The sequence below is a fragment of the Simiduia agarivorans SA1 = DSM 21679 genome, assembly GCF_000305785.2.
Taxonomy (GTDB): Bacteria; Pseudomonadota; Gammaproteobacteria; order Pseudomonadales; family Cellvibrionaceae; genus Simiduia; species Simiduia agarivorans.
The window spans coordinates 2,607,531-2,620,452 of record NC_018868.3 but is presented as its reverse complement, the minus strand read 5'-3'; the positions used below and the strand labels follow the sequence as shown (position 1 = coordinate 2,620,452).

17 protein-coding genes are annotated in these 12,922 nt (G+C 55.7%); 16 read left to right on the top strand and 1 reads right to left on the bottom strand.

Going from position 1 to position 12,922, the window contains the following annotated elements:
- Positions 1 to 29: 29 nt before the first annotated feature.
- Positions 30 to 1,424: an argininosuccinate lyase gene (gene argH, locus M5M_RS11655; protein ID WP_015047702.1), complete on the bottom strand. Its 1,395-nt coding sequence runs from the start codon at positions 1,422 to 1,424 to the stop codon at positions 30 to 32.
- 178 nt (positions 1,425 to 1,602) lie between these two features.
- On the opposite strand from argH, the gene M5M_RS11650 reads away from it, so the two are divergent.
- From M5M_RS11650 to M5M_RS20175, 16 genes are all read left to right on the top strand, one after another.
- Positions 1,603 to 2,625, top strand: coding sequence for a sensor histidine kinase (locus M5M_RS11650; protein WP_015047701.1), 1,023 nt, complete (start codon positions 1,603 to 1,605; stop codon positions 2,623 to 2,625).
- A complete protein-coding gene (locus tag M5M_RS11645; RefSeq protein WP_015047700.1) occupies positions 2,625 to 3,359 on the top strand; it encodes a LytR/AlgR family response regulator transcription factor in 735 nt (244 codons plus the stop codon). The genes M5M_RS11650 and M5M_RS11645 overlap by 1 nt, the downstream gene beginning before the upstream one ends.
- Positions 3,360 to 3,413: 54 nt before the next feature.
- Positions 3,414 to 4,343 (top strand): hydroxymethylbilane synthase, encoded by a 930-nt coding sequence (hemC, locus tag M5M_RS11640; RefSeq protein WP_015047699.1) that lies wholly within the window; start codon positions 3,414 to 3,416, stop codon positions 4,341 to 4,343.
- Positions 4,340 to 5,110 (top strand): uroporphyrinogen-III synthase, encoded by a 771-nt coding sequence (locus M5M_RS11635; protein WP_015047698.1) that lies wholly within the window; start codon positions 4,340 to 4,342, stop codon positions 5,108 to 5,110. The genes hemC and M5M_RS11635 overlap by 4 nt, the downstream gene beginning before the upstream one ends.
- Positions 5,111 to 5,165: 55 nt before the next feature.
- Entirely contained in the window at positions 5,166 to 6,317 is a 1,152-nt protein-coding gene (locus M5M_RS11630; RefSeq protein WP_162141168.1) for a uroporphyrinogen-III C-methyltransferase, read from the top strand.
- A complete protein-coding gene (locus tag M5M_RS11625; protein WP_015047696.1) occupies positions 6,314 to 7,558 on the top strand; it encodes a heme biosynthesis HemY N-terminal domain-containing protein in 1,245 nt (414 codons plus the stop codon). Before M5M_RS11630 ends, M5M_RS11625 begins: the two co-directional genes overlap by 4 nt.
- A 70-nt stretch (positions 7,559 to 7,628) precedes the next feature.
- On the top strand, positions 7,629 to 8,531 hold the full coding sequence (locus M5M_RS11620) for a hypothetical protein (RefSeq protein ID WP_015047695.1): 903 nt from the start codon (positions 7,629 to 7,631) through the stop codon (positions 8,529 to 8,531).
- 32 nt (positions 8,532 to 8,563) lie between these two features.
- On the top strand, positions 8,564 to 9,010 hold the full coding sequence (locus tag M5M_RS11615; protein ID WP_015047694.1) for a prevent-host-death protein: 447 nt from the start codon (positions 8,564 to 8,566) through the stop codon (positions 9,008 to 9,010).
- Between the two features lie 172 nt (positions 9,011 to 9,182).
- Positions 9,183 to 9,464 carry a hypothetical protein gene (locus M5M_RS11610; RefSeq protein WP_015047693.1) on the top strand — a complete coding sequence of 94 codons (282 nt, stop codon included), beginning with the start codon at positions 9,183 to 9,185 and terminating at the stop codon, positions 9,462 to 9,464.
- A complete protein-coding gene (locus tag M5M_RS11605) occupies positions 9,454 to 9,939 on the top strand; it encodes a hypothetical protein (protein WP_015047692.1) in 486 nt (161 codons plus the stop codon). Before M5M_RS11610 ends, M5M_RS11605 begins: the two co-directional genes overlap by 11 nt.
- Before the next feature lie 47 nt (positions 9,940 to 9,986).
- Complete coding sequence (locus M5M_RS11600) at positions 9,987 to 10,370, top strand: hypothetical protein (protein WP_015047691.1); 384 nt, start codon at positions 9,987 to 9,989, stop codon at positions 10,368 to 10,370.
- Between the two features lie 64 nt (positions 10,371 to 10,434).
- A complete protein-coding gene (locus M5M_RS20770; protein ID WP_244431028.1) occupies positions 10,435 to 10,821 on the top strand; it encodes a hypothetical protein in 387 nt (128 codons plus the stop codon).
- Positions 10,822 to 10,911: 90 nt separating this feature from the next.
- Complete coding sequence (locus tag M5M_RS11590; protein WP_015047689.1) at positions 10,912 to 11,277, top strand: transposase; 366 nt, start codon at positions 10,912 to 10,914, stop codon at positions 11,275 to 11,277.
- On the top strand, positions 11,274 to 12,002 hold the full coding sequence (locus tag M5M_RS20355; RefSeq protein WP_244431088.1) for an IS3 family transposase: 729 nt from the start codon (positions 11,274 to 11,276) through the stop codon (positions 12,000 to 12,002). Before M5M_RS11590 ends, M5M_RS20355 begins: the two co-directional genes overlap by 4 nt.
- Positions 11,962 to 12,339 (top strand): hypothetical protein, encoded by a 378-nt coding sequence (locus M5M_RS20180; RefSeq protein ID WP_169528920.1) that lies wholly within the window; start codon positions 11,962 to 11,964, stop codon positions 12,337 to 12,339. Before M5M_RS20355 ends, M5M_RS20180 begins: the two co-directional genes overlap by 41 nt.
- Before the next feature lie 58 nt (positions 12,340 to 12,397).
- Entirely contained in the window at positions 12,398 to 12,856 is a 459-nt protein-coding gene (locus tag M5M_RS20175) for a hypothetical protein (protein WP_144062434.1), read from the top strand.
- The last annotated feature ends 66 nt before the right edge of the window (positions 12,857 to 12,922 follow it).

The window sequence follows — 12,922 nt, the reverse complement described above, 5'->3', positions numbered from 1 at the left end:
GCGGGCAGTCCGTTGCCCGGCCCGACGCCTCAGCCCCGAGTGGCGAGCTTGTCCCTGGCGCGCCCGCAGGCGGCGCGCACCTGATCGGGCGCGGTACCGCCCACGTGATTGCGGGCCGCGACCGAACCTTCCAGGGTCAGTACATCGAACACATCCTGCTCAATGGTGTCGCTGAACTGGCGCAATTCGTCCAGGCGCATTTCCGACAAATCCTTCTTCTGGGCGATGCCGTAAGCCACGCTCTTGCCCACAATCTCGTGGGCATCGCGGAAGGCGACGCCCTTGCGCACCAGATAATCGGCCAGATCGGTGGCGGTGGAAAAGCCCCGGCGGGCGGCTTCGCGCATGGACGCTACATTGGGTTCAATGGCCGGGATCATGTCGGCGAAGGCGCGCAGGCAGTCTTTGACCGTATCCACGGCGTCGAACAAGGGCTCCTTGTCCTCCTGATTGTCCTTGTTGTAGGCCAGCGGCTGGGATTTCATCAGCGTCAGCAGTGCGATCAGGTGGCCGTTGACCCGGCCGGACTTGCCCCGCACCAGCTCGGGCACATCGGGGTTCTTCTTTTGCGGCATGATCGAGCTGCCGGTGCAGAAGCGGTCGGGCAGGTGAATGAAGTTGAACTGGGCGCTGGTCCAAAGCACCAGCTCTTCGCTCGCGCGCGACAGGTGAGTCATCAGCAGCGAGGCAAAGGCGCAGAATTCGATGGCAAAATCGCGGTCCGATACGGAATCGAGCGAGTTCTCGGTGGGGGCATCAAAGCCCAGCAGCCGGGCGGTGAGTTCGCGCTGAATCGGGTAAGTGGTGCCGGCCAGCGCAGCGGCGCCCAGCGGCGATTGATTGACCCGCTTGCGGCAATCCATCAGGCGGCCATGGTCGCGCTCCAGCATTTCATTCCAGGCCAGCAAATGGTGGCCAAAGGTCACCGGCTGGGCCGTTTGCAAGTGGGTGAAACCGGGCATGATGGTATCGGCGTTGCGCTCGGCCAGGCCAATCAACCCCTGCTGCAAGCGGGTGAGTTCGGCCCCAATGGCGTCGATTTCGTCACGCAAATACAGACGGATGTCGGTCGCCACTTGATCGTTGCGCGAGCGGCCGGTATGAAGTTTCTTACCGGTAATGCCAATGCGTTGGGTGAGGGCCGATTCGATGTTCATGTGCACGTCTTCCAGTGCTACCGACCACTCGAATTTACCGGCTTCAATGTCGGCGCGGATCCCGGTCAGGCCATCGATAATCTGGGTTTTTTCCGCCTCGGTGAGCACGCCGGCTTCCGCTAACATGGTGGCATGGGCAATGGAGCCTTGAATATCTTGGCGGTAGAGGCGGCGGTCAAAATCGACGCTGGCGGTAAAGCGGGCTACGAAGGCGTCTGTCGCCTCACTGAAGCGGCCGCCCCAGGATTGGTTGGTGTCTTTGCTCATGGTCTGGTCCTAGGGGCTATGAAAATAGGGGCTGTGAAAAAACGGCGTGCATTATAGCCATACCGGCCCCCGGGCTCTATCGTCCAGGCGGTATCTGGCAGCATATTCAAAGGATTTCTGGCGGCTGAGCGCCACAAAGCGGCGCGCAAACGCCCAACGGGAGCGAATAATTACAAACATGGATAAATCTACGCAGTTCCTGCCTAACCTGTGCACCGGCCCGTCTTTGCTGCGGCTGGTGGCGATTGTGGTGATGCTGTCTCTGGTACTGGCGCTCAATGATGACGGTGGCCTGCAGAATTTAAACTGGATGGACGTGGCCCTGTCGTCGCTGTTGGTGCTCTGGGTGGCACTGGCCAGCGCCGCCTGTATCTGTCGCCTGCGGCCCTGGTTGTCCACCATCCCCCTGTGGGGGGCCGTGGCTTTCAGCTATGGCCTGATCCTGTTGATGACCCTCACTTTTGCCCTGCTGGGGCAGTGGTTCTATCTGGGCTACTGGTGGACCGACACCCCGCTGGATTGGTACAGCCTGGCCGCCGATGTCTTTGTGGCGGCGATTTTTGCCGGCATTGGCCTGCAGTATTTCTATTTACAACAGCAACTGGGCCGGCGCGAACGGGCCGAGCTGGAGGCGCGCATCCAGGCGCTGCAGTCGCGCATCCGGCCGCATTTCCTGTTCAACTCCATGAACTCCATTGCCAGCCTGATCGCCATCGATGCCGCCCGGGCCGAGCGCATGGTGGAAGACCTGTCTGCCCTGTTCCGCGCGAGCCTGAGTGAGGCGGCGCTGGTGCCGGTTGAGCAGGAACTGGCGCTGGGCCGACGCTATCTGGACATGGAAGCCGCGCGCCTGGGCGACAAGCTGCAGGTAAACTGGCAGGTGGAAGCCTTGCCCGAGGGGGCCACCATGCCCAGCCTGATGTTGCAGCCGCTGCTGGAAAACGCCATCTACCACGGTATTGGGTCACGCAAGGGCGGCGGTCTGCTTGAGATTGCCGTGCGCACGGCCAATAATCGGCTCACCATTGAGGTGCGCAATCCACTTGGTGAAGGTGCGCACAAACCGGGCAATGGCCTGGCGCTGAACAACATCCGCGCCCGCCTGGATGCCCATTTTGGCCGCAAAGCCGAGTGCGTGGCGGCGCCCGAACAGGATCATTTTATCGTGCGGATCAGCTATCCGCTGGGGGAAGACAACTAATGGACGTGTTGATCGTAGACGATGAGCCCTTGGCCCGCGCGCGCTTGCGCCGGCTGCTGGAAGACCTGAAGGAATACACCGTGGTGGCTGAAGCCGAAGACTGCGAATCAGCCCTGGCGGCCATCGACGAGCACGACCCGGCCGTGGTGCTGCTGGATGTGCGCATGCCGGGCGATGACGGCCTGGCCACCGCGCGTAAAATCGCGGAGATGGATTGCCCGCCCGCCATCGTCTTCTGCACGGCCTACGACCAGTACGCACTGGATGCCTTTGATACCGAAGCCGTGGGTTACCTGCTGAAACCGGTGCAGGCCGACGACCTGCGCAAGGTGCTGGACAAGGCCGGCAAGGTCAATAAATTGCAGCTGGCCAGCCTGCGGGAAGCGCCCGTGGCCGAAACCGGGCGCACCAATATCAGCGCCAAAACCCGGCGCGGGGTGGAGCTGATTCCGCTGGCCGACGTGCGCTTCTTCATCGCCGATCAGAAGTATGTGACCGTGCATCATCTCGGTGGCGAAACCCTGATCGACGACACCCTGAAAGACCTTGAAACCGAACTGGCTGGGCGCTTTGTGCGCGTACACCGCAACTCGCTGGTGTCCGTGGCGCACATTGAAGCCATGGAGCGCGCGCCCGACGGCCAGTTCCGCCTGCGGTTAGAGGGCGTGGACACCAAGCCGGTGGTCAGCCGCCGGCACGTGCCGGAACTGAAGGAATTGCTGGCCCGGCTGTGATCCAACCTCTGGTATCATTGGCGCGTTTTTTTGCAGCCCATAAAAGGACGCCCAATGACTGCCCGCCTGCGCATCGCCACCCGCACCTCCGCCCTTGCCCTGTGGCAGGCCAATTACGTGAAAGACCGGCTGGCCGCGCTGCACCCGGATCTCACCGTTGAGCTGGTGCCGCTGGTGAGCAAGGGCGACAAAATCCTCGACGTTCCGCTGGCCAAAGTGGGTGGCAAAGGCCTGTTCGTGAAAGAGCTGGAAACCGCCATGCTCGACGGCGAAGCCGACATTGCGGTGCACTCCATGAAAGATGTACCGATGGAATTTCCGGCCGGCCTCGGGCTGGCGGTGATCTGCCAGCGCGAAGACCCGCGCGACGCCTTTGTGTCCAACACCTATCCATCGCTCGCCGATCTGCCACAGGGCGCGGTGGTGGGCACCTCCAGTTTGCGCCGACAGGCCCAGCTGCTGGAACGGCGGCCGGACCTGCAGATCAAATTCCTGCGCGGCAATGTGAATACCCGCCTGGCCAAACTGGATGCCGGTGACTACGACGCTATCATCCTGGCCGCGGCCGGGCTGATCCGCCTGGGCTTTCACGACCGCATCGCCGAATACCTGATGACCGATGTATCCCTGCCCGCCGGTGGCCAGGGTGCCGTGGGCATTGAATGCCGCACCGATGACGACGCCATCAAAGCGCTGATTGCGCCACTGCACCACGAACTGTCTGCCCAGCAGGTGACCGCCGAGCGCGCCATGAACCGGCGCCTGGAGGGCGGGTGTCAGGTACCCATCGGGTGCTTTGCGATCCATCAGGAGGGCCAGTTGTTTTTGCGTGGCCTGGTGGCCAGTACCGATGGCAAGCGCATTCTGCGCGACGAAATCCGTGGCCCGGTGGCGCAGGCCGAAACGCTGGGGGTGACCCTGGCTGAGCGGCTGCTGGCCGCCGGCGCCGATGCCATTCTGGCCGAGGTGTACGGTCAGGCATGAGCCGCCGGCTGTGGTTGACCCGACCTGCCGCCCAGGCGGCCGAATCCCGCGCCGCCTTTGCCGCGCTCGGGTTTGAGGTGTTGGATGTACCCGTGCTGGCCATCGAACCGGTTACCGGCGAAGCTGAACGCCAGGCGATTCGCACCCGCATCCTCGATTTCGATCGCTACCACTGGGCCGTGTTTGTGAGCCAGAACGCCGTGCGCGAAGGTGTGGCATGGCTCAGTGACTACTGGCCGCAACTGCCGCTGCATACCCGCTATCTGGCCATTGGTGCGGCCACGGGCCGGGCGCTGGAGCAGGCCGGCCTGCCGGTGGTGGGCCGGCCTGCCATCGACTCCGCCATGAACAGTGAAGCCTTGCTGGCATTGCCCGAACTGGCCGATCTGACCGATCAGGCGGTGCTATTGTTCCGGGGTGAGGGCGGCCGCACGCACCTGGCCGACACGCTCAGCGCGCGCGGTGCCCGGGTGGATCAGCTGGCCTTGTACCGACGGGTGCTGCCGGACCAGGCTGCCAGTTCGGTGGCAGGCGCATTGGCGGCGGGCGATGCCGTGCTGACGGTGCACAGCGGTGAGTCGTTGGACAACCTGTGCCAGACACTGGCGAACCAGCAGGCGCTCGAGGCCTGCCTGACCTGGCCATTGGTGGTGCCCGGTGAGCGGGTGGCGGCGCTGGCCGAGACCCGGGGATTCAGGCATATTACGGTAGCGGTGAACGCATCCGATAACGCCATGGCCGAGGCGCTGCAGTCTCTCGGGCGATAATGACACGGATGCTCGGCATCTCATCACGACTAATCTTCAGAGGACACTCACGTTGGTGCAAACCACAGACGATCCGGATAACAAGGAATTGACCCATAACCCGACGCCCGCGCCCGAAGCGCCTGTCGTGAAGAATCCGGCATCGGATGCAGTGCAGCGCTTTAACCCCGCGCCCATCTGGATTGCGCTGGTGCTGGTGACAGCCGCAGCGGCCGGAGGTGGATATTGGCTGCATCAACAAACCGGTCAGCACCACCAGACACTCGCTGCGGTGGTTGAAAAGCAGGCGACCGACATTGCCAGCTTGCAGAACGCCCGTCAGGATGTGACGCGCCAATTGGAATCAGCGCTGTTGGATTTCAAACAGGTGAGCGCAGAACGCGACCAGGCCTGGCGCGATTTCAACGAGCGCGTGAATACCCAACTGGCGGAACAATCGCGCCGCCTGGCGCAATTGTCCAGCAGCAGCCGGGCCCGGTTCCTGATTGATGAAGCGCGTTTTCTCATGCGCCAGGCCAATCAACGGCTGCATCTGGAAAAATCGACCGAGAGCGCCGAGCGCCTGATGGTGCTGGCCGATGGCTTGCTGGCTCAGGCCGCCACGGAATTGGGTAACCCCGCCGGCCTGTTGGCCGTGCGCAAACAAATCGCCGCCGACATGCAAGCGCTCAACGCGGTCACCGATGTGGATTACAGCGGCATCTATTATCAAATGGATGCGCTGATGGGCCGGATGGATGGCCTTGCGTTAGCGGCGGCACCGCGCCAGTTTGAAGGCGAGCCCAACGTAAAAAAATGGCAGCGCGAAGCCGACAATCTGTGGGAAGAAATTACCTTTGCCTGGCGGCGTTTTGCCGAAGAGCTCACGGCGTTTGTGCGCGTGCGCCGGTACGACAAACCGGTAGAACCGTTAATGCCTCCGGAGCATGAAGCAAACCTGCGCGCCAATATCAAAAACCAATTGCAAACCGCGCAATGGGCACTGCTGCGTAACGACAGCAGGCTCTATCAGGCCAGTATCGGCCGTGCGGTCGAGTGGATGCGCAGCTATTTTCCGGTGAGTCCAGAGCGCGATCAGTTGGCTGATGCGCTCACCCAATTGCAAGCGCTGAACGTAAGCCAGACCCTGCCCGATATTTCCGGCAGCAACCAGGCGCTGGAAACCTTCCGCGCCCAATTGCGCTTTGAGCAGGAGGCCGCGCAGTGAAGCGCCTACTCCTGCTGATGGCCGCCGCACTGTTAGCCGGCGGATTGCTGATTGGTGAACTGGCGCGCGACAGCGGCTATATCCTGGTGTCTATTTACGGTTACAGCCTGGAAACCAGTGTCTGGTTTGCGGTGATTTTTTTGGTACTCACCACACTGATCACCTGGTACAGCCTGAAAATTCTGTTTGGTATTTTAGGCGGCGTGATGGGCGCCACCCGCTATGTTGTGCAAGGCAGTGACGAACAGCATCGCAAGCAACTGGCAGCGGGTTTGGTGGATTTCATGGAAGGCAACTGGAAGCAGGCGCGCAAACAACTGCTGAAAACCGCCAACCGCAGTATGGTACCGGTGATCAACTATTTAGCGGCGGCGCGATCCGCCTATGAGCTGGGTGATCGCGACGAAGCGCAGCAATTGCTCGCCAAAGCCGAATCCGTGGGCGGCCAGCACAAGCTGGCAACCGCGCTGGCGCAGGCGCGCATGGAGTTGATGGATCAGCGTTATGAGCAGTGCATTGCCGCGCTGGAGCGCGTGCATGAAGAAACACCGCATCATCCGGTGGTGCTGGATATGTTGCGCCAATGCTACATGGCATTGGAAGACTGGGCCGATCTGGAAGCGCTGCTGCCCACGCTGAAAAAGTATAAACCTATGAGCGATGCCCAACTACAAGACATAGAGCTGCGTTGTTGGTCGCATAAATTGCGCACGGCGGCAGATGCCAGCGCCGGCAATCCCGTTGAGCTGTTGACCGAGGTGTGGGCCAAGCTCGACAAACGCGCACAAAAATTGCCCGCGTTGATTCTGGTGTACGTGGAATTATTGGTCAGGCATAACGCTCAGGCCAAAGCGGAATCCATTTTGCGCAAGGCGCTCAATAAAGAATGGGACGATAGCCTGTTGGACAGTTATGGCCGACTGGCAGGTGACGATGTGGCCCGTCAATTGATCACCGCAGAAAGCTGGCTAAAAGAACGGCCGCGCAATGCCACACTCCTGCTGGCCTTAGGCCGCATCGCACTGCGCAACCAATTGTGGGGCAAGGCGCGCGAATATTTTGAGGCCAGCGCAAATATAATGCCGCAGCCCGAAACCTACGCCGAACTGGCCCGCTTGACCGCGGCCCTGGGCGAGCACCAGTTAAGCACCGACTATTATCAACGGGGCTTGACCATGATTACCCATAACTTGCCGGAGCTGCCTGCACCCAAGGCGGATAAAAAATTCGGTCAACAATAAAAGGCGTCAAACAAAAAACGCTGTAGTAGACGAGAGAAAACGCATTCACCAAAACCAACAAGGAAGCACTATGCGTTTTCAACTTTACATGTCGGGTCTCGCGCTTGCACTGTGTGCCTGTGAACCCAAACTGGTGTCGCCGCCACCGGAACAGGTAAGTCATCAGCTGGCCGACGGACAGCTTGTGCTGACCGTCAGTCCGGCTCACGGTGGCCGGCTGTCTTCTATGGTCTATCGCGATCAGGAACGACTGTCACTGAAATCCGAACGCGACCCGGCTAATTGGGGCTCCACGCTCTGGATCAGTCCCCAAACCAGTTGGGGCTGGCCGCCGCCCGATTCCTTCGACAATCTACCTTATACATTAACAGGCTCTGGTAACTCACGTTCTCTACAAGGGCCGGTAGACGAGCAGAAAACCGGATTGCGCATCGACAAAACCTTTCGGTTACTCGGCGGCGATCGCATTGCCTGGCAGTATCAGCTGACGCGGCCGGCGGGAGCCGCCGCGCCAGCCGCCGCCTGGGAAGTGACGCGGGTTCCGATTCGTGGCTTGGTGTTGTTTGCGCATGAAGCCGATCCCTTGTGGTTTACGTTCGGCAGTTTTCCCTACACCACATTTGGCGATGTGACCTGGGTGGATTTGCGCCACAGCGAACTGAGTGAAGGCAAACTCAATGCCAATGGCCGCGGCTGGATTGCCTGGGTAGATGGGCGCGATCTGTTTATCAAGCGCTATAAGGACCTGCGCACAGACCAGCAGGCACCGACCGAAGCCGAAACCCAGCTCTACATAAGCCCACGGGGGTACATGGAGTTAGAAGCGCAGGGCGCCTATCAGACTATTGCGCCGGGTCAGTCGATCAGCTTTGACACCGAATGGCAGTGGTTACGATTACCCGAGGACGTGGTGGTGGATGTGGACTCGCCCTCACTGCTGACCTATTTGCAAAGCGTGGGTCTACCGCTGTAACGTTAATGACCAAACCCTCACAAGGATGTGACATGAAAGTAATCCGCACTATCGGCGCCCATCAACCAGGCGCGCAAAAATACCGGGCCGCGTACGGCGAAAACCTCATCGCCGTACGCTACCGCCAAGACAAGCACCGCCGGCTGATTACCGTTGAGCTCGTCGTTGATGCGCGCGATGCGCCCGAGCCACCGCGTGGCATGACAACCCAGGATGAAATAAACGCTCACTTCCCTGTGGCCTTGCGCGTACGCTACGACGACAACACCACCCGCCAACTCATCAAACGCCACAACGCCAAATGGAGTGCACAACAAAAGCTGTGGTATCTGCCCAGAGGTCTGGTACATGCGCTGAACCTGGCACACCTGATCGTAGAAGGCGCCTACGGCGCCTGCACTGACGTGGATTTTTATGCAGAAGACAGAAGACCGCCCACCCAAAATCCCCATTACCCCTACCGAAAGAAGGGCTATTAGGCCTGCACATATAGACAACGATGCTACATATAGACATGCTACATATAGACAATGCAGATATAGACAAAATTAATAGAAATTGTCTAAATGTGGCATCCGATTGTCCAGATGTAGCACATTGTCTATATATGGACGGGTCTGTTATTCACACTGTTATGTTGGCAAGTGATCTATGGAGCAGATTGAGAGATGGGCGCTGATAGAAGCTGAATTGATGGCGGCCTTTGTGTTACTACCTGAGACTACAGTCGAATCAGATTGCGGATATAGAAAAGACGATTTCTTGAGTTACATTAAAGCAAATGAGTTACTTTTAGCGATGGAAGAGCTAGATGGTGTAATCGAAGATAACCCATCACCATCAAGTACATTCTGGCTTCACCTAATTAACGCTTCCAAGCTCATGGATTGCCGCCACTTAGAAAGATACGAGCTTATACTAAATGCAACATAACAAGCGCATCTTGGGCGCCGCTGTAAAACGCGGCGGGACGGCTACGCTGTCGCTCCGCCGCCCCAAATGCGGGCGTTATGAGTCTATGAAAAAATTAGTCCTTAGTACTCTTCTTGTTATGATGTCAGTGCCAAGTTTTGCAGATCACTTTATGGTGTTTCCAGTGAGTTCATCGCTCAAAGTCTTTGAGGTTGGTGGTTTAAATAATGTTGAGCTATTGGTCCCAGGTAACGCTAATCCAAAAGTTACAATTAAGGATAGGGGGATATCTGCAGAGATTGAGCTTGACAAATTGTCATACTTTTCCAGTATCGACGTACATTCCGGAGTAATGGCTACAAGCAAAGACAAGCTGCTATATGCGATTTTTCCGTGCGCGGTAGGAGACGATCAGGTTGTTGTAGCATTATATTTTTCACAAACAGGAAAGGTGCTTGAAGTTGGTGCTATTGATGGTATGTGTGAAAACTCATAACAAACGCAAGCATCCGACTCGCTGCGCTCCCGGCTGTTGCGGGCGTTATGTTTACTGATATGAAAAAATATCTTGCGCTTATCCTAATGGGATATTGTTCTCAGGCTTATTCACATGCAAGCGACTTTAGAGGTTTGCTCGAGTCGATGATCTTATTGTTTATATATTTCCTGCTAGCTGTAGAAAGTATTGTTGTTGTCTTTCTAGCGGCTAAAAGAAAGTTTTCAGGAAGCAGGGAATATTTGGTCTTTGTAAATAGGCTGACAGGGACTCTTATTTTTATGGCGCTGGTCCTACTTTTGAAAATTTGGTGGATAGACCAAGAATCTATTAATAGATATAACTATGAACTTTCTGCGATGTATTTTATTTCTAGCGGATTTGTTGCTGTAGTTTTACCAAACTTGCAAAAACTAATGTGTAGGAAATGAACATAACAAACGCAAGCATCCGACTCGCTACGCTCCCGGCTGTTGCGGGCGTTATGAGTAGACCATGAGAAAATACATAATTCACGTTGCAATATTTCTCTGTTCTTTTGTATCGGGAACGTTATGCGCAGTCTCGTTTGCAAACTACTACTCAGAAAGGGCATGGGCATTCAAGGCGGATATATTAAAAGAAGAAAGTACTTGGAGTAGTAAATTTAACGTAAGTATGGGGTCAAATATTTACGATTTGGTCGAAAAAAATGACCGTGAAGGCCTGTTAAATTTCTCTTGCCAATTGATGGACATGTTCATTGAGCATATTGATCCTGAAGTTTACCGCGGAAGCCCAGGCCGGGTTGCGGAAATAAAAGAAGAGATAGAGGTATATAAAAACAAGATCGCTACGCTCAGGGAGCAAAATTATTGTGGCTATACAGGTGAAAACTCATAACAAACGCAACCAAACCGGCCTGTCGGCCTCGACTTAGACTTGCACCACTTTGACGGACAGTAAATTACTGTCAGTCAAAAGAGGTGTGTTATGGGAATAACAAAGAAGAAACACTACGACAGCTACACATTGGCCTTTAAGGTCAAAGCGGTCAGAGAAAGTAAAAAACGAGGCGTTAAGGCCATAGATGTGGCGAACGCGCTTGGTATTCATCCGGTTATGTTGTATAGATGGCGACAGGAGTATAAGGAAGGTCGCCTATCGGAGAACAAGCATATGAAGGTGCCGGAGCCCCCACCTAAAAAATCTCGCGAAGACAGCGACAAGCTTAAAGTGGCCGAGAGGCGCATTAAGGAGCTTGAGAAACGCTTGGCGGCTAAGGAAGAAGAGGTCGTCATTTTAAAAAAGGCAAAGCGGTTCTTCTTGGAACAGCGCAAGAAAGATATGCGTTCATAGAGGAGAACCGCGACGTTCATAAAGTCGTGACGATGTGTGAACACCTTGATGTTTCGACCAGTGGTTACTATGACTGGCGCGAGAGGAAGCCGAGTGAGCGAGCCCAGTACGACGCTATCCTGGTGAGCCAGATATGTCGCATGCATGTTGGCCACCAAAAAAACTATGGCGCGATACGGGTGCACCCTTACTTAAGGGCGCGCGATTACGCCTGTAGTCGGCGCCGGATCAATCGCTTGATGAAGGCACATGGCATACGCTCTATTTATCATGCTCAGCGTCCGCGTCGTTACAAAGGAGCAAATGCTCCAGTATCGGATAACATATTGGCTGCTCGACCAAAAGCTGCGCAAGTAGGCGAAAGCTGGGCTGGAGACATGACCTATCTGAAGACGGCGGAAGGGGAGCTGTATATGGCTGCGGTCTTGGATCTCTACAATCGCAAGGTCGTTGGCTGGGGCTTTTCCTCAGCCCATAATAGTGATCTGGTTGAGGGCGCACTACAGATGGCGCTGGCGATGGAGGAGCGGCTTCCAGGTTGCATCTTCCACAGCGACCAAGGCTCAGAATATCGATCGGATGAGTATCGCGCTCCGCTCGCGTTTGTTGCGGGCGTTACGTTTCGGGGAAATAATGTCGAAAAAGCAATTACTGGCGCTCCCCATCTTTGCTCTAAGCTTGAATGTGCTTTCATCTCCCCCCTGTGGAATTTCCATAACATATGATGAAAGCGCATTCTCTGTAGAAATGCCTAGGCAGCAGTACAAAAGTGGGCTATATGAAACTGATATAGGATTCACAATCCACCTAGGCGTACCTACAAAATACAATAATATGGAACTTGGATTATTGCTCGTGCGCCGAGAGGAAGATGGTAAAGAAGTTCTTTCGTTTAATTTGGAAAGCTACTCAAAAAGTAATGGAGTTGCAAAGTACTTTTTAAATGGAAGCAGATCCGAGCTGTTAGATCTAAAGATTTACGCCATATATTGGAAGTATGCACCCTGTAATGGAGAGCCTGTGCCAGATTTTGGTGTCAGATATGAGATACATGCAACGTAACAAGCGCAAGCATCCGACTCGCTACGCTCTCGGCTGTTGCGGGCGTTATGCAATCTGAATGAATAAACTAAGAAGCTATGGTTTAGTAAGTATCGCTGCATCGCTAGCATTCTTCGCTCTCGGGTTGCTTACCCATACTTTTGAAGCCGTCCCAGGCAAGATTGTTGTTTCGAAAGAAGTGTTCGGGTCTGCTGGTGGTGGCTCTTCTACCTATAAGAGTCCGATTTTATCTGGCAAAGAATCTCCTACCGCATCATGGGCTTCAGTAGAGTACAGATACATATTAAATGGCAACGAGCATAACTCACGTATGATAGGGTTTTACTTGCCAGTAAACCTAAATATGCAACCACTTGAAAACGGACAAACCGTTACTGTTTACTTGGCACCATTCAATTTGGTCTCAGTATTGAAGCGTGGCGCAGATTGGAGAATTGTTTTAGCACTATTTGGTCTTGGTATATGCCTGCTAATATTTTATGAATGGGCAATAAAAGCGAGAAGAGAAAATGCATAACAAACGCAACCAAACCGGCCTATCGGCCTCGACTCGCTACGCTCGCGTTTGTTGCGGGCGTTATGG